This window comes from Arthrobacter zhaoxinii (genome assembly GCF_025244925.1).
GTDB lineage: Bacteria > Actinomycetota > Actinomycetes > Actinomycetales > Micrococcaceae > Arthrobacter_B > Arthrobacter_B zhaoxinii.
On the sequence record NZ_CP104275.1, the window covers coordinates 155901 to 171538 of the forward strand.

The window sequence follows — 15638 nt, forward strand, 5'->3', positions numbered from 1 at the left end:
TTTAGGCGTGCTGCTGGCCCTCGTGGACGGCGTGGCTGGCCGGCTCCAGCTGGAAGGTGCAGTGCTCGGTGTCGAAGTGGCTGCTGAGGCACCGGGTCAGCCGGTCCAGCACCCGGTCCAGGCCGTCCGGGGTGAGGTGCTCTTCCTCCACCACCACGTGTGCGGAGAACACCGGCACCCCTGAGGTGATGGTCCAGATGTGGATGTCGTGCGCGTCCGACACTCCGGCCACGGACACAATGTGGTCGCGGATCATGCCCACGTCCACACCCTGCGGGGTGGCCTCAAGCAGCACGTCGATGACCTCCCGCAGCAGTGACCAGGCCCGCGGGGCGATCATCAGGGCAATCAGGAACGAGGCCCAGGTGTCCGCCTGCTGGTAGCCGGTGGTCATGATCACGACGGCGGACACCACCACTGCAGCCGAGCCCAGCAGGTCGCCCAGCACCTCCAGGTAGGCGCCGCGGACATTCAGAGACTCTTTCCGGCCCGCGTGGAGAACCAGCAGGGAGATCAGGTTCGCGAGGCCGCCCACAACGGCGAACGGCAGCATCAGCGATGTGTCGACGTCGGGTTCGCTGCCCAGCCTCCGGAGCGCCTCCACGAAGATCACTACGGCAATAACAATCAGCAGCACGGCGTTGGCCAGGGCGGCCAGTACTTCGGCGCGCTGGTAGCCGTAGGTCCGCCGCGACGTCGCCGGGCGGGCGGCAATCCATGACGCGACCAGGGCAATCGAGACCCCGGCTGCGTCGGAGAGCATGTGGCCGGCGTCGGCAAGCAGTGCCAGCGATCCTGAGAGCAGGGCGCCGGCAACCTGGATGACGACCACCGAGAGGGTGATGAGGAAAACGATCAGGAGCCGCCGCCGGTGTTTCCCGGTGGCGGTGACTGTGCCCAGCCCGTGGCTGTGGCCGTGATTCCCACTCATGCTTAAAGGCTAGCCCCAGCCCAGTTCATGCAGCCGTTCGTCGTTGATGCCGAAGTGATGGGCTACCTCATGGATGACGGTGATGCGGACCTCGTCCACTACTTCCTCCCGGCTGGAGCACATCCGCAGCAGCGGTCCGCGGAACACCACAATCCGGTCCGGCAGTGAACCGGCGTCCCACCAGGAATCCCGTTCGGTCAGCGGGGTGCCCTCGTAGACCCCCAGCAGCTCGGTGTCCGGATCTTCGTGCGGGCCCGGCACATACTCATCCTCGATGAAGACCGCCACGTTGTTCATGGCGCGGGACAGATCCGCCGGAATGGAGTCGAGGGCTGCTTCCACGCAGGCGTCGAACTCGTCCGGACTCATCTCAATTGGCACCCCTCCACTGTAGTGGCGCAGCCCTCACCGAAGGCGTTTTGGATATTCCGGAAAAAAGCCCTATAGTTTTAGAGTCCACAACGGAGCGAAACGACTGGTTCACCAGCCGCTTCAATCCATGTGTGTTCTGTTGGCCCCCATCGTCTAGCGGCCTAGGACACCGCCCTTTCACGGCGGCGGCACGGGTTCGAATCCCGTTGGGGGTACTCAGGAGTGGTAAATGAGCCGGTGAGAATCTGGTAGAGTTTACACTCGTGAAATGCAAGGCCCTGTAGCGCAGCTGGTTAGCGCGCCGCCCTGTCACGGCGGAGGTCGCGGGTTCAAGTCCCGTCAGGGTCGCTCAGATTTTCTGAAGCGATTTGGAAGATCTCGGTGATCATCGGTTGATGATGCCAGGCTCTGTAGCTCAGTTGGTAGAGCGTTCGACTGAAAATCGAAAGGTCACCGGATCGACGCCGGTCGGAGCCACCAGCTAAAACCCCGTAGCTGTCTCGCAGGAGACAGGACGGGGTTTTTCTTTTTGCCCGGACAGCCTTCACGGGAGGCTCCGCAACGTCCCGCCCCCGGGATACGCTGAACCCATGGATGAGCTCCGGAACACATCAGCGGCAACCGCAGCCGCCACGACTGCTCCAGTTACCCCCGCCCCCGCATCTCCGCCGCATGCCGGAGCCGGCTCCGGCGTCCCGGCGACCGTGGGCGGCCGCACGTCCATCAGCGAGCAGGCGGTGGCCAAGGTCGCCGCGATTGTTGCCCGGGCCGTTCCCGGTGTCTTCAACCTGGGCAACACTCCCGGACGGGCCCTTGGCGCGGTGCGCGACGCCGTCGGCGGAACAACAAACGCCACCTCCGGCGTGCACGTGGAAGTCGGTGAACGCGAGGTAGCCGTCGATGTCAGCCTGGTGGCCGTCTACGGCAATGCCCTGACCGTGGTTGCGAACAATGTCCGTGCCGCCGTTTACGGTGCGGTGGAGGAATTGGTTGGCCTCAGCGTCGTCGAGGTCAACGTGGAGATCACCGATGTGCACCTTCCCGCGGAGCCGTCCGGTGCCGCACCGGTCGGCGGCGCCAAAGCGGTATAGGCTTCGAGACACGTTCCTCGCGGGACGCACAGGTTACGGGCAGGGAAGCTACGGGGCAGGGAATAAGGCAGGGGAAATGAAACCAACAGTGGTGGGAATGGCAATCGGAGCCGTACTGGCTTTCGCCGCACTGATATTCGACTTCTGGGGCTTTCTGCTGACCGCCCTGTTCATTGCAGTTGGAGCGCTGCTGGGCCGCGCTGCGGAGGGCAAGATCGACTTCCGCACCGTTTCCGATGCGCTGACCGGCCGCCGCTCCTCTTCGTGAGCACCGCTTCAATGGCCAAGGCGGCGGTGGTCCGTGCGGACCTGGCCGGACACAACCGGATCAGCACCCAGGCACTGACCAGCACCGCCAAGGCCGCCGCGTCCGAATACTTCGGTGTCCCCGCCGCCCAGGTGCGTGTCCAGTGGACCGATGACCACGGGCTGCTGGCACTCTCGGTATCCCTGCCCATCGCCCTGCCGCCGCTGCAGGCACTCACCGAGGCCATGCTGCACCGCGCCGGGGGCAGTGTCTGGGACCGGGCGCATGCGGCCAAACCGGTGCTGCTCGAGCGGGTCGCCGAGCTTACCGGTTCCCGGCTGTCCCGCGTGGATATCCGCATTACCGGCGCCCTGCCGGCCGAGGGCAGGCGGGTGCAGTGAAGCAGGCGGACCAGGAGGTAACCGGCAGGATCGTCCGACGCGAAACCCATTCGGCCCGCACTGCCGCCGCGGCCGTCGCCGCCGTTTTCGGTATCCTCTTTTTTGCCTACGTCCTGCTGGAATCCGTGCTGCAGGCGCTGGGGGAGAAGCCGTGGCTGATTGATCCGCCGACCTTCGGCCGGTGGCTTGCCGATCTGCCGGCGGACGTGGATCCCGTGATTCTGGGGCTGTCCGGGACGCTGATCTTCCTCGCCGGGCTACTGTTCTTCCTGCCCGCAGTGCTGCCGGGCCGCCGCGCCCGCTACTCACTGCCCAACCCGCGTGCCGCCGTCGTTGTGGACGGCGAGGTGCTCGCGGCGTCGCTGGCCCGGTGCGCCCGGATGCGGGCCGGCGTCACACCGCAGCAGGTGCTGGTGACAGTGGGACGAACCGTGGTGGAGGTGCAGATCCGCCCGACGTCGGGCACTCCCGTGGACGCCGAGGCCGTACGGTCCGCTGTGGAGGACGAGCTGCTGCTGACCAACCTGGACCCGCAGCCGGCCGTCCGGGTGCGGGTTGCCGAAGCCGGGGTGATTGGACAGTGAATGCCACCCCGCGGGCACTGAACCGCTTCCTGCTGGGCCTGCTCGGGCTGGTGCTGATGTGCATCGGCGCCGGGCTGGCGCTCATTTCCGCTTGGCCCGCTGCCGCGCGGACCTGGAACGGGATCGCCGCCGACGCCGGGAGTGGCGTCGCCTCTGCCCTGTCCGCCTCGGCACTGCCCGGCGGCAGCGGCAGCTGGATCTGGGTGGGGCTTGCCCTGCTCAGTTTCCTGGGCATTGTGCTGATGGCAGTGTGGATGGCGGGCCAGGGCGGCGGCCGGACGGGAACACTTGTCTCCGAATACGACGACGACGGCGCCCCCGGCCGGGTGGCGATCAGCGGAACCGTGGCCGAGCAGGCCCTGCGCAATGCCCTCCGCGAGAACCCGGATGTCGCGGCCTCTGCCGTGAGCACCTACTCGGTGAAGGGGCGCAGCGCCCTGCGGGTGCGGATCACCCCGCGCCAGGGTGCTGCTCCGCATCTGGTTGCCGCCGATGCCACCGCCCTGGTGGAAACCCTGGACGCCGTGCTCGGGCACCAGATCCCGGTGCTGCTGAGCCTGGAGGCCGGACGGCGGCTGCGCTTCAACCGGGAGGACCGGGTCCGCTAGCTCTGTCTAGGAGGCCCGGGCCAGCTGCCGGATCGGAATCCAGCGCGAGGCCAGCCGGCGGTACGCGGCGGCAGCGCCGGTCATGTCGCCGTCGGCCAGCGACTCGATGCCCAGCCGCACATCGGAGGGGGAGTCGTCCGGGAACACCAGGTCCGCCACCGGGCCGTAGTCCAGTTCCAGCACGGCATCCGGATCGAAAACTTCCAGCCAGGCGGTCAGTTCGGCCAGCTCATCCAGCAGGTCCAGCTCGGGGGCGGCCATCGCCAGGGCAGCCGAGGCGGCACGGGCCCGGTCGATGCACTGCAGCACCGGGGCGGACAGCCGCACGGTCTGGACATGGCCGTCATCCTCCACCACCTCGGTGTGGTCCTCTTCATGCAGCAGGACGAACCAGCCGAAGGGCACGCCCCAGGTGGCGGAGCGGGTGTGCAGCTTCGCCAGCGAGTCCGCGAAGGAATCCGGATCCAGCCGTGCGGCGTGCGCTTCGCGGGCTACTTCCGGAACGAGCACGTCCACCAGCGGCCCGCGGATGGACTCGCCCAGGGATTCCGCCGCCAGGGAGGTGCGCACCGCCAGCTGGTTCGGGCAGTACAGCCGGTTGGTGACCCCTTCCTGCGCGGGGTAATGCAGCACCCGGACCAGGTCCGTGGCGTTGTGCGGGAACGGGTCCGATACCACCCGGACCAGCCGGCGGACGGCGTCGGTGCGTTCCAGGACCTCGGTTTCGTGGCGTCCGCGGGCGCGCTGCTCCATGATGGCCAGCTGCTGGTGATCATCAAAGGCGTCCAGCGGCTCGTAGACGCGCAGGTAGGAGACAAACGGAAAGGTGCGGTACAGCGACTGCTGCGGATGCCGCGCCACGGCTAGTCCAGTTCCACAATCACGGGTGCATGGTCCGAAGCGCCCTTGCCCTTGCGCTCTTCCCGGTCGATCACGGCGCCGGTGACCCGCTGGGCCAGGGCGGGGGAGCCCAGGACAAAGTCGATGCGCATGCCCTGGCGCTTCGGGAACCGCAGCTGCGTGTAGTCCCAGTACGTGTAGACGCCGGGGCCGGGATGGAACGGGCGGACGACGTCGACGAATCCGGCGTCGAGGAATTCCGAGAATGCCTGGCGCTCGGGATCGGTGACATGCGTGGCGTTCTGGGCGCGGAACCAGTCGATGTCCCACACATCGTCATCCTGCGGGGCGATGTTCCAGTCACCCATGAGGGCCAGTTCCAGGGACGGGTTCTCGGTGATCCATTCGGCGGCATGGTTCTTGAGGGTCTTGAGCCACTGCAGCTTGTACGGCATGTGCGGATCATCCACGGCACGGCCGTTGGGCACGTACAGGCTCCACACGCGGACGCCGCCGCAGGTGGCACCGATGGCACGGGCCTCGGCCACGGTGGTGTCCTCGGTCTTGCCGAACATCGGCTGGTCCGGGAAGGTGCGTTCGACGTCGTCGAGCCCCACGCGGGAGGCAATCGCCACGCCGTTCCACTGGCTCAGCCCGAAGTGCGCCACCTCGTAGCCGTTCTTCTCGAACAGTTCCCAGGGGAAATTGTCGTCCTTCGCCTTGGTTTCCTGAATGGCCAGGACGTCGACGTCGGAGCGCTGCAGCCAGGCCTCAATGCGGTCGGCTCGGGCGCGGATGGAGTTCACGTTCCAGGTAGCTATCTTCACACTGCTACGTTACCGAATCCGGTCCGCCTCCACACTGCGCACTGCCGCGGCGGCGCTGCGGACGGTCACGGCGGGCCGTCCGCAGCGGGGCAGCCGATCAGCGACCGGCGCTATTTCCACCAGGTGTCGGAAACAGTGACCGGTATGGTGCGCTTGTGCCGGGTCATCACAAAGCGGGCCTCGATCTTTTCGGCGTCTTCGGCGGGGGTGTCCTCGCCTTCCAGATAGCCGTCGATGGTGTCGTAGCTCAGGCCCAGCTCGGTTTCGTCGGTCTGGCCGGGCCTGTCATCGAGCAGATCGGCGGTGGGGGCCTTGGCGATGAGCTTTTCGGGGGCGCCGAGTTCGGCCAGCAGTGCCCGGTTCTGGCGTTTGTCCAGACCGGAGAGGGGCAGGAGGTCCGCGCCGCCGTCGCCGAACTTCGTAAAGAAACCCGTGACGGATTCCGCGGCGTGATCGGTGCCGATCACCAGCAGGTTGTGCTGGCCGGCCACCGCGTACTGTGCGGTCATGCGCACCCGGGCCTTGATGTTGCCCTTGTTGAAGTCGGTGATCTTCTCGCCGGTCATCTTTACGTATTCGGCCTCGAAGCCGTCCACTGCCGGGCCGACGTTGTAGACCAGGGACTCGGACGGGGCAATGAACTCGAGGGCGGCCTGGGCGTCCGCTTCGTCGTGCTGGACGTTGTAGGGCAGCCGCAGGGCAATGAACTGCGCCTGGGTACCTTCGGCCTTCAGCTCGTCCACGGCGAGCTGGGCAAGCTTGCCCGCGAGCGTGGAATCCACTCCACCGCTGATGCCCAGAACATAACCCCCGGCATGCGAAGCGTGCAGATAGTCCTTGAGGAAGTCCACCCGGCGGCGGATTTCCGCTGCCGCATCAATAGTGGGCTGAACTCCCAGTTCGGCAATGATTTCCTCTTGTAGTTTCCGCATGGACCACAGCCTATATCCGTCTGCTGCGCCGTGCCCGGCATGCTATACAAGACGAAGGGCAGGTAATTCCCGGGAAAGGCGGCCGCCGCCGGAGCCGTGGATTGCTGTCCGGCAGTAGCACGTCCGGTATGAAGGAGTACGAAAATGGCCACGGCCTCTGATGAAGATGCGGTGGCACGCGCAGCTTACGCCGTTCAGCGGCACCAGCAGATCCTGCTCAAGCTGCGTGCCGAACAACGCGTCGATACCGCGGAGCTTGCCGCAGCCTTTGGTGTCAGCGGCGAAAGTATCCGCAAGGATCTGATCCACCTTGAGCGTCACGGACAGCTCAAGCGGGTCCACGGCGGAGCCATTCCCGCCGACACCCTGTCTTTCGAGCCTGCCGTTTCGGCACGCACGGAGTATTCAACGGAGAAGGGCAGAATTGCCCGGGCGGCCCTGGAGTACCTTCCGCACCAAGGGTCGGTGCTTATTGAAGCGGGATCCACCACCGAAAAACTGGCGGAGACCTTTCCCGGCGACCGGGAACTGACGGTTTTCACCAATGCCCTGCCCATTGCCTTGGCTCTCGTGAACCGGCCGCTGCTGACGGTGTTCACCCTCGGGGGCAGGCTGCGGAGCCGGACGCTCGCCGAAGTTGATGAATGGGCGCTGCGGTCGCTGGCCGAGATGAACGCCGATGTGGCCTTCCTGGGGACCAACGGCATCAGCATTGAGCGCGGACTCACGACGCCGGACGCTGCCGAGGCCCATATCAAGCGGGCCATGCTCTCAAGCGCCCGCCGCCGCATCTTCCTGTCCGACCACAGCAAAATCAATGTCGTAAGTACGGTCCAGCATGCAACGCTGTCCAGCATCGACGTGCTCATCACCGACACCGGCATTGCCAACAAGGATCTCAAGGCCCTGCGGGCCGCAGGCGTGCAGGTCGAGTGCGTGTAACGCCTGATAACACGCAGAAGGGGCGCCCCGCTGGTTGCGGAGCGCCCCTTCTGTGTTCAGCTGTCCGTGCCGGATTTAGGTTCCGGCCAGGACATGCTGGCTGAGCAGCTCGATCACGGCATCCGGGGTGGCGGCGGCCAGGAGCTCAGCCCGAACCGCGGGTTTGATGAGCGTGCGGGCAACCTGTGAGAGGAGCGTCAGGTGGGTGGTACCGGCCTCGCCCTCCGGAATGAGGAGCGCAATTGCCATAATGATGGGCTTTTCGTCCAGGCTTTCCCATTCGACGCTGTCGCGCAGACGCACAACAATCAAAGCTGCGCTGTCGATGGCTGAAGACTTGGCGTGGGGGATGGCAATGCCGTCCATCAGTCCGGTGGTGCCCTGCTTTTCACGGGCCTCCAGGCCGGCCACCACGGCCGCGGCGTCGGCCGTCACGCCGAGTTCCACCGCCTTCGCCGCGATGAGGCTGAACACCTCCGCCCGGGAGGCTGCTGCGGCGTCGAGGGTGACGTTTTCGGGAGCGAGAATGGTGCTCATACAAGAACTTCCTTTTCGTTTTCTACAGAGGGCTGCAGTTGCTGTTTTTCAGTCCGGCGCTGCATCGCGTACCCGTAGACGAGTCCGCCCAGGACGGAGCCCACCAGGATGGCCCCGACCCACTGCAGGCCGTTGGTCACCACCGGAAGCACGAGGAATCCGCCGTGCGGTGCCGGAACCTGGACCTGGAACAGGAACGTCAGGATGGCGGATACGGCGGAGGAGGCCATCAGGATCGGGATGACGAGCAGTGGGTTGCGTGCCGCGAACGGAATGGCGCCTTCGGTAATGTGCGTGGCGCCGAGGGCGAAGTTCACATAGGCAGCGTCGCGGGTTTTCGGGTCAAAGGCCTTGCGGAAGAAGAGTGCTGCGAAGCCGGTGACCAGGGGAGGGGTGATGCAGGCAGCGGAGACGGCGGCCATAAAGAAGAAGTTGCCGTCGCCGAGGAGTGCGACGCCGGTGACGTAGGCGGCCTTGTTGACGGGACCGCCCATGTCGAAGGCGCACATGGCACCGATGATCAGGCCCAGAAGGATCGGGTTCGAGTCCTGGAAACCCGAAAGGAAATCCTGGAGGGAAGTGTTGATGCCCTTCATTGGCGACGCGATCAGGTAGGTAATGGACCCGAAGATGAACGTCCCCAGTACGGGGAAGATGAAGATGGCCTTCAGCCCGGCCAGCGCCCGCGGAAGCCTGTCGAGCAGTTTTGCCAGCAGCAGCATGCCGTAACCGGAGAGGAAGCCGGTGACAATGCCGCCGAGGAAGCCGGTGCCGCCGTTTGAGGCAATCAGGCCGGTGATCAGGCCCACCACCAGGGCAGGGCGCTTGCCGATGGAATCAGCGATGAAGGCGGAGAGGACCGGCACCATCAGGCCCATGGCGGTTCCGCCGATGGTCTTGAGCATGGCGGCAAATTCGTTGTACTGCTCGGGGTGCTCGGGATCTGCCGAGTAGATTCCCCAGAGGAAGGAAAGGGCTACCAGTACGCCGCCGCCGACGACAAACGGCAGCATGTAGGAAACACCGTTCATCAGGTGCTTGTAGAGATCCCGGGCCTGGAACTTCCCGCCGCTCGCCACACGGGTGTCGCCGAAGAGGCCGTTGTCTTCGGTTTCTTCGGGCTCCACGGGAGTGGCGGGTGCGGCCTGCTTCCCGCGGACGGGAGCGGTGCCGTTGATGATTTCCTGGATCAGCGCGTCCGGCCTGCTGATGCCGGCCTTGACGCCGACGTCGACCACGCGTTTCCCGTCAAAACGTGAGGGGTTCACGTCCTTGTCAGCTGCGATGATCACGCCGTCTGCGGCTGCAATTTCGGCTGCGGTGAGGGCATTTTCAATTCCCACCTGACCGTGGGTTTCAACTTTGATGCTGACCCCGAGGCGTTCGGCGGCCTGCATGAGGGCCTCTTGGGCCATGAACGTGTGCGCGATACCAGTGGGGCAACCGGTGGCGGCAACGATGGAGATGGGTGCCATGTCTTTCCTTAAATGTTGGCCGCGACGGTGCGGTGGGTCGGTTGGATAGGTGAAGTGTCTGTGCCCAGGGAAGGTTCCGTGAGCCGGGTAGCGGAGTCGAAATCTGCACTGGTGGTGATTTTTCCAGCAATGGAAGGATCGACTTCGAAAAGTGTCGTTTCATGTCCGACGGCGGAGGAGGAATAGACGAGCGCGCTGCGCAGGCAGGCTTCGCGGTCGCCGCCGGCTGCCCGGCCGGCGAGGTATCCGGCCAGTGCCGCATCCCCCGCCCCCACGGTGTTGACTGCGGTAATGCCATCGGCTCGGCCGTACAGGGCGCCGTCGCGGTCAACCAGCATCATCCCGTCGGCTCCAAGACTTGCGAGGACCGTAGGGAGCCCCCGTGCCCGCAGGTCCTGCGCCGCGGCAGCAACGTCGCCCAGGGTTGCGATGCTGCGGCCCGCTTCATGGGCCAGTTCATGCACATTGGGTTTGATGAGGTCGGGACGTTCGGTGATGGCCGCGCTGAGGACCGCGCCGGAGGCGTCCACGATGGTGGGCACCCCCAGCTCGCGTCCCAGCCGGATCAAGTCCCGGTGGAAGTGGTCCGGGGTGCCCGGTGGAAGGCTGCCGCAAATGGCCATCATGACGGTCCCGCCCTCACTCAGTGCCTGTTCCAGGGTGGTCCTGCAGGTGGAGAGGACCTGGTCAAGGATGTTGCCGGGAAGCTCAATGCCGGTTTCGTTGATTTTTGTTCCGGAATGTCCCGGCACGAGCAGGGTGATATTCGTCCGGACGTCGCGGCCGGAATCCACGCTGGCAATCCGGATATCCTGCGCCTGGAGTTCGGCCACCATGAAGCGGCCGGTTTCCTTTCCTGCCGGAAACACCGCCACGGTGTCCACCCCGTTGCGGTGAAGGGCAACGGAGACATTGATTCCCTTGCCGCTGGCCTCCCGGGTTTTGGACGCCACAATGTTGACCGCGGCGAATTCAAACGAATTCACGTTGACGGTCCAGTCAATCGAAGGACTGGGGGTAACCGTTACTATCACGCTGGCTCCACTTCAATTGGTCGGATTCCAAGGTCCTGGCGGTAACTGCTGCCAGGCCGGAACCTGAGCCGGGGGTGTTTGTCGGGTCCGGGAAGATGTTGGCATTGCATGGACATACTTGCGCTTTCTTGGATTTGTGTCAACATCTTAGGTGAGTTGGATCACCGCTTGCCTAGGAGGCCGCAATGCCGCTTGTCCCCACCGGAGACCTCGTCGAACAGGCGCGGCTCGCAGGCCGTGCGGTCGCCGCATTTAACGTCATTACGCTCGAGCACGCCGAAGGCATCGCTCTGGGAGCGGAGCGTGCCGGGCTGCCGGTCATCCTGCAGCTGAGCGAGAACGCGGTGCGGTTCCACGGTTCCCCCCATGCCATCGCGGCGGCGAGCGCTGCCGTGGCCCGGAATTCCACGTCGGACATTTCGCTGCACCTGGACCACATCACGGACATGTCGCTTCTGCAGATGGCTCCGGAGCTGGAGGTCAGTTCCGTGATGTATGACGGCTCCGACTTCGGCTATGCCGAGAACGTCCGCCACACACGCGAGGCTGCCGACTGGGGGCGGACGCGGGGCATCTGGATTGAGGCGGAACTGGGCAAGGTGGGGGGAAAGGACGGTGCGCATGCCCCCGGCGTCCGGACGGACCCCGAGGAAGCCCTGCAGTTCGTCGACGCCACGGGAGTAGCCGCCCTGGCGGTGGCCGTAGGTTCGAGCCACGCCATGACTTCCAAATCCGCGGCCCTGGACCATGCCCTGATCCGGGCGCTGAGCTCCACGCTCCCCGTACCCCTGGTCCTTCACGGCTCCTCGGGCGTGCCGGACGGAGAACTGACCCTGGCTGCCCAGGCAGGCATGGTCAAGATCAATGTCGGCACTGCGCTGAATATCGCCTATACCTCAGCCACCCGCCGGTTCCTGGACGAAAACCCCTCCATCGTCGATCCCCGGAAATACATCGCCCCTTCCCGCGACGCCGTGGCCGACACCGTGGAACGCACCCTGCAGATCCTTGCCGGCGCGGCTGCCATCACTCTCTAGACCTCCGCCCGGCGTGGCACCTCACCAAAGGACATCCTGTGCTTGAAACCAGTTCGTACCCCACCGTCCCGGCCGACACTTCGCGGGAACCAGCCTATGCGGGCGTCGGCGTCGTCCCCGGGCGCATCCTTGGGCACGTCCGCAAGATGCCGCCAGCGGTGCAGGAACCGGCCGCCGACGGGCAGTCACCTGCCGGGGAAACCCTGGAATCGCAGGGGCAGCGCATCAAGGACGCAACGAAGGCCGTCCAGGCCCAACTCCGTGCCCGGGCCGCGGCTGCCAGCGGTGAAGCGAAGGAAATCCTGGAAGCAACCGCACTGATGGCCACCGATCCCATGCTGGTCAAATCGGCCATCAAGCTGCTTTCCCCCGCGGCTCAGGGAGGCGCCCGCACGCCTGAGCGTGCCGTCTGGGAAGCCGGCACCGGGGTTGCACTGACACTCGAAGCACTGGGTGGCTATATGGCTGAACGCGTCTCCGACATCCTGGACGTGCGCGCCCGGATCGTCTGTGAACTGCGCGGCCTGCCGGCCCCGGGGATACCGCACTCGGAGGAGCCGTTCATCCTGGTCGCCGAGGATCTGGCGCCGGCCGATACCGCCACGCTGGACCCGGAGAAGGTCATCGCGCTGGTGACCTCGAGCGGCGGCCCCCAGTCGCACACCGCAATCCTGGCACGTGCCCTCGGCCTTCCGGCCGTCGTAGCGGCTTCCGGCGTCCACCACATTGCCGACGGCACGGAGATCTACGTCGACGGCGCTGCCGGTACGGTCACCATTGCTCCCGGTGAAGAACTCCGGACCGCGGCGGAAGCCTGGGCTGCCTCAGCCACGTCACTGGCGGTATTCAGTGGAAACAACACGATGGCCGACGGTTCCCATCTTCCGCTGCTGGCCAATGTGGGCACCGCTGCCGATGCCGTCCAGGCCGCTGCGGCGGGGGCGGAAGGGGTGGGCCTGCTCCGTACCGAATTCTGTTTCCTGAACCGGGACACCGAACCCACGGTCGAGGAACAGATAGACGCATACGGCGGAGTATTTGCCGCCTTCCCCGGCAGGAAAGTCGTGGTCCGCACGCTGGATGCGGGGGCGGACAAGCCGTTGCCGTTCCTGACCAACCTGGAGGAACCCAACCCCGCACTGGGCGTCCGCGGATACCGCACCCACTCGGCTTCACCGGGGGTTCTGGAGCGCCAGTTGCAGGCCATTGCCGCGGCCGCGGCGGTTCACAGCGCCGACGTCTGGGTGATGGCGCCCATGGTTTCAACGGCGGAAGAAGCGGCGGTCTTTGCGTCCCTCTGTGCCGCTGCCGGACTCCGGACGCCGGGCATCATGGTGGAGGTCCCGTCGGCTGCGCTGATGGCCTCGACGGTCCTGCGCGAGGTGGACTTTGCCTCCATCGGCACCAACGACCTCACCCAATACGCCATGGCGGCGGACCGGCAGCTTGGTCCCCTCGCTCTGCTTAACGATCCGTGGCAGCCGTCCGTGCTGCAGCTCGTCCGCCTCACCGTCGAAGGAGCGGCAGCGGCCAGCGGTGCCGCCGGAACACCTAAAAGCGTGGGTGTCTGCGGCGAGGCCGCCGCGGACCCCGCCCTCGCCGTCGTACTGGTCGGGCTGGGAGTCACCAGCCTTTCCATGAGCCCGAGGGCACTGGGACCCGTCGGCGCCGTTCTGGGCAGCGTGTCCATGGCCCAGGCGCGGGAACTGGCGGCAGCGGCGCTGGCGGCACCCAGTGCTGCGGCTGCCCGGGAGACGGTCCGTGCCGCCCTGCCGCGCCTGGCTGAGCTAGGTTTGTAAATTCAGCTTTATCGATTCAAGGAGAACCATGTCTGAACGTATTGTCACCGTTGCCAGCCGCGCAGGCCTGCACGCCCGCCCGGCAGCCATTTTCACCGAGGCAGCGCAGAACACCGGAATTGAGGTCACGGTGGGGCGGCAGGGCGAGCCGGCGGAGGAGGCCATGGACGCGTCGAGCATCCTGTCCCTCATGGCCTTGGGCGCAGCTCACGGCGAGGTGCTCGTGCTGCGCGCCGAGGGCGTAGGCGCCGACGAAGCCCTGGACCTCCTGGCCAAGATCGTCGAAACCGATCACGACGCCGGATAGCCGCACCGGCGTCGCAAACAGTCCCAAAGACCTGCCCGCCACGGGTCCGTCGCTAGGATTGAGCCATGACATCGCCCGCGATTGCCCCGTCCCGCGCCCGGCTGCTCGAACTGATCATGGAACTGGCGGTGGTGCGCGGGAAGGTGGTGCTTTCCTCCGGCGCCGAGGCGGACTATTACATTGACCTGCGCCGCGTCACGCTCCAGCACGAAGCGTCGGTGCTGGTCGGCGACGTGATGCTGGACCTGCTGGACGGTGCGGGCATTGAGTTCACCAACGCGGGCGGACTGACCATGGGTGCGGACCCGGTGGGCACTGCCGTGATGCATGCGGCCACCCGCACCGGCCGCGCCGTGGACGCCTTTGTGGTGCGCAAGGCGCAGAAATCCTACGGCATGGGCCGGCAGGTGGAAGGTCCCGACGTCGCCGGGCGCAACGTAGTGGTTCTGGAAGACACCTCCACCACCGGCGGATCGGCGCTGGACGCCGTCGAGGGTGTGCGCCAAGCGGGAGGCAACGTGGTGGCCGTGGCAGTGATTGTGGACCGGGACACCGGCGCCAAGGAGCGGATCGAGGCCGAGGCATCCGTTCCCTACCTGTTCGCGTTTGGCAAGGATGAACTCGGCCTCGAATAGCCGTAGCTACGGCGGCACCGGCCCGGCGGGACCGGAAGCACCTGATCCGCGGGAACTCCTTCGGACCGTGTCAGACCTGCGCCGGGTATCCCGGCGCCGCTTCCTGGCCGGCTCACTCGCAGGAATCGTGCTCAGCACCGACCTGGTGGCAACCGACCGGATCCAGCGCTACCGGGAGGAGCTGGAGGTCCTCCAAGTGCCGGACGACGACGCCGACCGCCGGTTCCCGCATGCCATGTGGTTCCTGTTCCCCGGCTACAAAACCAGCTGGGAGGAAACCCGCTGGCTGCTGCGCTCCCTGCGCCCGGCACTGGCCACGCGGGGGCGGCTGGCCGGAATCGGATATTCGAACCGAGGCCTGAACGTTCCGGAAATTCTCGATGCGGTGCACGCAGCCATCCGGGAACACTCCCTGAAGCGCGTCTACTTTTACGGGCACAGCTTCGGCGGGATGCTGGCGGTACAGGTGGCCGCCGGACTGGCCAGCCGGGGCGTCGTCGTCGACCTGATCGTCCTGGACTCCAGCCCGTCCGGACGGAAGGCTGTACGCGACCAGGCCATGTTCAAGGGTGCGGTGTTCCTGTTCGACAACGGCTACCGGATCACCACCGGGCTGCGCGGCGGCTACGAACTGGGCGAACGCGTGCTGCACAAGAACGAACGGTCCTGGCGGACGGTCGCGGAACAGACCTTGGAACAGCTGTCCCCGCTGGCCCCGTCCAGCCGGCTCATCCAGTCCCAGGCGTCCTACATCTACCACTTCACGGCACCGCGCTTTTCGGGAACGCTGGGCCGGACGAAGATGGCGTTCATCGGGAACCCGGCGGACACAACGGTGGACTATGCCACCGCCCGGGCCGGCTGGGAAGCGGCGTTCGGGGACATCCTGCTCACCAGTTCCCTGGTCACCGAGGGCGCCCTTCCGGCCCACGCCAGCCCGCAGTGGAACCCGGCCGTCTATGAGGACGCGGTGCTGGAGGTGCTGCGGCTCTTCGACCCGCCCGGATCCGCAGGCGGTCTCCGGCCGGAGGAATGACCC

19 protein-coding genes and 3 tRNA genes are annotated in these 15638 nt (G+C 66.0%); 14 read left to right on the forward strand and 8 right to left on the reverse strand.

The features are described 5' to 3' along the window. Nucleotide 1 precedes the first annotated feature (1 nt). Entirely contained in the window at nucleotides 2-931 is a 930-nt protein-coding gene (locus N2K95_RS00765) for a cation diffusion facilitator family transporter (RefSeq protein WP_260652496.1), read from the reverse strand. 9 nt (nucleotides 932-940) lie between these two features. Further along, nucleotides 941-1300 carry a metallopeptidase family protein gene (locus tag N2K95_RS00770; protein ID WP_255791539.1) on the reverse strand — a complete coding sequence of 120 codons (360 nt, stop codon included), beginning with the start codon at nucleotides 1298-1300 and terminating at the stop codon, nucleotides 941-943. Between the two features lie 145 nt (nucleotides 1301-1445). On the opposite strand from N2K95_RS00770, the gene N2K95_RS00775 reads away from it, so the two are divergent. The 8 genes from N2K95_RS00775 to N2K95_RS00810 all read left to right on the forward strand — a co-directional run bounded on the left by N2K95_RS00775 (nucleotide 1446) and on the right by N2K95_RS00810 (nucleotide 4234). Next, nucleotides 1446-1518, forward strand: a tRNA-Glu gene (locus N2K95_RS00775). Between the two features lie 59 nt (nucleotides 1519-1577). Continuing rightward, a tRNA-Asp gene (locus tag N2K95_RS00780) sits at nucleotides 1578-1651 on the forward strand. Between the two features lie 56 nt (nucleotides 1652-1707). Continuing rightward, nucleotides 1708-1783: transfer RNA gene (locus N2K95_RS00785), tRNA-Phe, on the forward strand. A 110-nt stretch (nucleotides 1784-1893) separates the two neighbouring features. Continuing rightward, complete coding sequence (locus N2K95_RS00790) at nucleotides 1894-2394, forward strand: Asp23/Gls24 family envelope stress response protein (RefSeq protein ID WP_260652497.1); 501 nt, start codon at nucleotides 1894-1896, stop codon at nucleotides 2392-2394. 76 nt (nucleotides 2395-2470) lie between these two features. Then, complete coding sequence (locus N2K95_RS00795) at nucleotides 2471-2662, forward strand: DUF2273 domain-containing protein (protein WP_255791451.1); 192 nt, start codon at nucleotides 2471-2473, stop codon at nucleotides 2660-2662. Nucleotides 2663-2673: 11 nt separating this feature from the next. After that, complete coding sequence (locus tag N2K95_RS00800; protein ID WP_255791540.1) at nucleotides 2674-3042, forward strand: hypothetical protein; 369 nt, start codon at nucleotides 2674-2676, stop codon at nucleotides 3040-3042. Continuing rightward, on the forward strand, nucleotides 3039-3626 hold the full coding sequence (locus tag N2K95_RS00805; protein WP_260652498.1) for a DUF6286 domain-containing protein: 588 nt from the start codon (nucleotides 3039-3041) through the stop codon (nucleotides 3624-3626). Before N2K95_RS00800 ends, N2K95_RS00805 begins: the two co-directional genes overlap by 4 nt. Further along, entirely contained in the window at nucleotides 3623-4234 is a 612-nt protein-coding gene (locus tag N2K95_RS00810) for a hypothetical protein (RefSeq protein ID WP_255791453.1), read from the forward strand. Before N2K95_RS00805 ends, N2K95_RS00810 begins: the two co-directional genes overlap by 4 nt. 6 nt (nucleotides 4235-4240) lie before the next feature. On the opposite strand, the gene N2K95_RS00815 is transcribed toward N2K95_RS00810, so the two are convergent. The 3 genes from N2K95_RS00815 to nadE form a co-directional block, all read right to left on the reverse strand. Next, complete coding sequence (locus N2K95_RS00815; protein ID WP_227920746.1) at nucleotides 4241-5095, reverse strand: hypothetical protein; 855 nt, start codon at nucleotides 5093-5095, stop codon at nucleotides 4241-4243. Nucleotides 5096-5097: 2 nt separating this feature from the next. After that, complete coding sequence (locus tag N2K95_RS00820) at nucleotides 5098-5901, reverse strand: exodeoxyribonuclease III (protein WP_255791454.1); 804 nt, start codon at nucleotides 5899-5901, stop codon at nucleotides 5098-5100. A gap of 110 nt (nucleotides 5902-6011) precedes the next feature. Beyond that, nucleotides 6012-6833: an ammonia-dependent NAD(+) synthetase gene (gene nadE, locus N2K95_RS00825; protein WP_255791455.1), complete on the reverse strand. Its 822-nt coding sequence runs from the start codon at nucleotides 6831-6833 to the stop codon at nucleotides 6012-6014. A gap of 144 nt (nucleotides 6834-6977) precedes the next feature. On the opposite strand from nadE, the gene N2K95_RS00830 reads away from it, so the two are divergent. After that, the gene (locus N2K95_RS00830; RefSeq protein WP_260652499.1) at nucleotides 6978-7775 is read left to right on the forward strand and encodes a DeoR/GlpR family DNA-binding transcription regulator; all 798 of its coding nucleotides are present in this window, start codon (nucleotides 6978-6980) and stop codon (nucleotides 7773-7775) included. Between the two features lie 75 nt (nucleotides 7776-7850). Here the strand turns inward: N2K95_RS00830 and N2K95_RS00835 are convergent, their stop codons facing one another. Genes N2K95_RS00835 through N2K95_RS00845 form a run of 3 tightly spaced genes read right to left on the reverse strand, consistent with a single transcriptional unit; the run spans nucleotide 7851 to nucleotide 10821 of the window. Then, nucleotides 7851-8312, reverse strand: coding sequence for a PTS sugar transporter subunit IIA (locus tag N2K95_RS00835; protein ID WP_260652500.1), 462 nt, complete (start codon nucleotides 8310-8312; stop codon nucleotides 7851-7853). Next, nucleotides 8309-9787 (reverse strand): PTS fructose transporter subunit IIC, encoded by a 1479-nt coding sequence (locus N2K95_RS00840; protein ID WP_260652501.1) that lies wholly within the window; start codon nucleotides 9785-9787, stop codon nucleotides 8309-8311. The genes N2K95_RS00835 and N2K95_RS00840 overlap by 4 nt, the downstream gene beginning before the upstream one ends. A gap of 8 nt (nucleotides 9788-9795) precedes the next feature. Continuing rightward, on the reverse strand, nucleotides 9796-10821 hold the full coding sequence (locus N2K95_RS00845; protein WP_260652502.1) for a 1-phosphofructokinase family hexose kinase: 1026 nt from the start codon (nucleotides 10819-10821) through the stop codon (nucleotides 9796-9798). Nucleotides 10822-11006: 185 nt separating this feature from the next. On the opposite strand from N2K95_RS00845, the gene N2K95_RS00850 reads away from it, so the two are divergent. The 5 genes from N2K95_RS00850 (at nucleotide 11007) to N2K95_RS00870 (ending at nucleotide 15635) form a co-directional block, all read left to right on the forward strand. Further along, nucleotides 11007-11858 (forward strand): class II fructose-bisphosphate aldolase, encoded by an 852-nt coding sequence (locus tag N2K95_RS00850; protein ID WP_260652504.1) that lies wholly within the window; start codon nucleotides 11007-11009, stop codon nucleotides 11856-11858. Nucleotides 11859-12004: 146 nt separating this feature from the next. Further along, nucleotides 12005-13657, forward strand: a complete 1653-nt coding sequence (gene ptsP, locus N2K95_RS00855) for a phosphoenolpyruvate--protein phosphotransferase (RefSeq protein WP_260653683.1) — start codon at nucleotides 12005-12007, stop codon at nucleotides 13655-13657. A 28-nt stretch (nucleotides 13658-13685) separates the two neighbouring features. After that, nucleotides 13686-13964, forward strand: coding sequence for an HPr family phosphocarrier protein (locus N2K95_RS00860; RefSeq protein WP_255791463.1), 279 nt, complete (start codon nucleotides 13686-13688; stop codon nucleotides 13962-13964). 65 nt (nucleotides 13965-14029) lie between these two features. Continuing rightward, the gene (pyrE, locus tag N2K95_RS00865; protein ID WP_260652505.1) at nucleotides 14030-14599 is read left to right on the forward strand and encodes an orotate phosphoribosyltransferase; all 570 of its coding nucleotides are present in this window, start codon (nucleotides 14030-14032) and stop codon (nucleotides 14597-14599) included. 67 nt (nucleotides 14600-14666) lie between these two features. Further along, nucleotides 14667-15635, forward strand: a complete 969-nt coding sequence (locus N2K95_RS00870) for an alpha/beta fold hydrolase (protein ID WP_260652506.1) — start codon at nucleotides 14667-14669, stop codon at nucleotides 15633-15635. Nucleotides 15636-15638: the final 3 nt, after the last annotated feature.

What these genes read in the sequence shown, in the direction of transcription:
- N2K95_RS00830 (WP_260652499.1), top strand. Translation starts at nt 6,978, where the DNA reads ATGGCCACGGCCTCTGATGAAGATGCGGTGGCACGCGCAGCTTACGCC.
- N2K95_RS00840 (WP_260652501.1), bottom strand. Translation starts at nt 9,787, where the DNA reads ATGGCACCCATCTCCATCGTTGCCGCCACCGGTTGCCCCACTGGTATC.
- N2K95_RS00800 (WP_255791540.1), top strand. Translation starts at nt 2,674, where the DNA reads ATGGCCAAGGCGGCGGTGGTCCGTGCGGACCTGGCCGGACACAACCGG.
- ptsP (WP_260653683.1), top strand. Translation starts at nt 12,005, where the DNA reads ATGCCGCCAGCGGTGCAGGAACCGGCCGCCGACGGGCAGTCACCTGCC.
- nadE (WP_255791455.1), bottom strand. Translation starts at nt 6,833, where the DNA reads ATGCGGAAACTACAAGAGGAAATCATTGCCGAACTGGGAGTTCAGCCC.
- N2K95_RS00770 (WP_255791539.1), bottom strand. Translation starts at nt 1,300, where the DNA reads ATGAGTCCGGACGAGTTCGACGCCTGCGTGGAAGCAGCCCTCGACTCC.
- N2K95_RS00765 (WP_260652496.1), bottom strand. Translation starts at nt 931, where the DNA reads ATGAGTGGGAATCACGGCCACAGCCACGGGCTGGGCACAGTCACCGCC.
- N2K95_RS00850 (WP_260652504.1), top strand. Translation starts at nt 11,007, where the DNA reads ATGCCGCTTGTCCCCACCGGAGACCTCGTCGAACAGGCGCGGCTCGCA.
- N2K95_RS00790 (WP_260652497.1), top strand. Translation starts at nt 1,894, where the DNA reads ATGGATGAGCTCCGGAACACATCAGCGGCAACCGCAGCCGCCACGACT.
- N2K95_RS00795 (WP_255791451.1), top strand. Translation starts at nt 2,471, where the DNA reads ATGAAACCAACAGTGGTGGGAATGGCAATCGGAGCCGTACTGGCTTTC.
- N2K95_RS00860 (WP_255791463.1), top strand. Translation starts at nt 13,686, where the DNA reads ATGTCTGAACGTATTGTCACCGTTGCCAGCCGCGCAGGCCTGCACGCC.
- N2K95_RS00835 (WP_260652500.1), bottom strand. Translation starts at nt 8,312, where the DNA reads ATGAGCACCATTCTCGCTCCCGAAAACGTCACCCTCGACGCCGCAGCA.
- pyrE (WP_260652505.1), top strand. Translation starts at nt 14,030, where the DNA reads ATGACATCGCCCGCGATTGCCCCGTCCCGCGCCCGGCTGCTCGAACTG.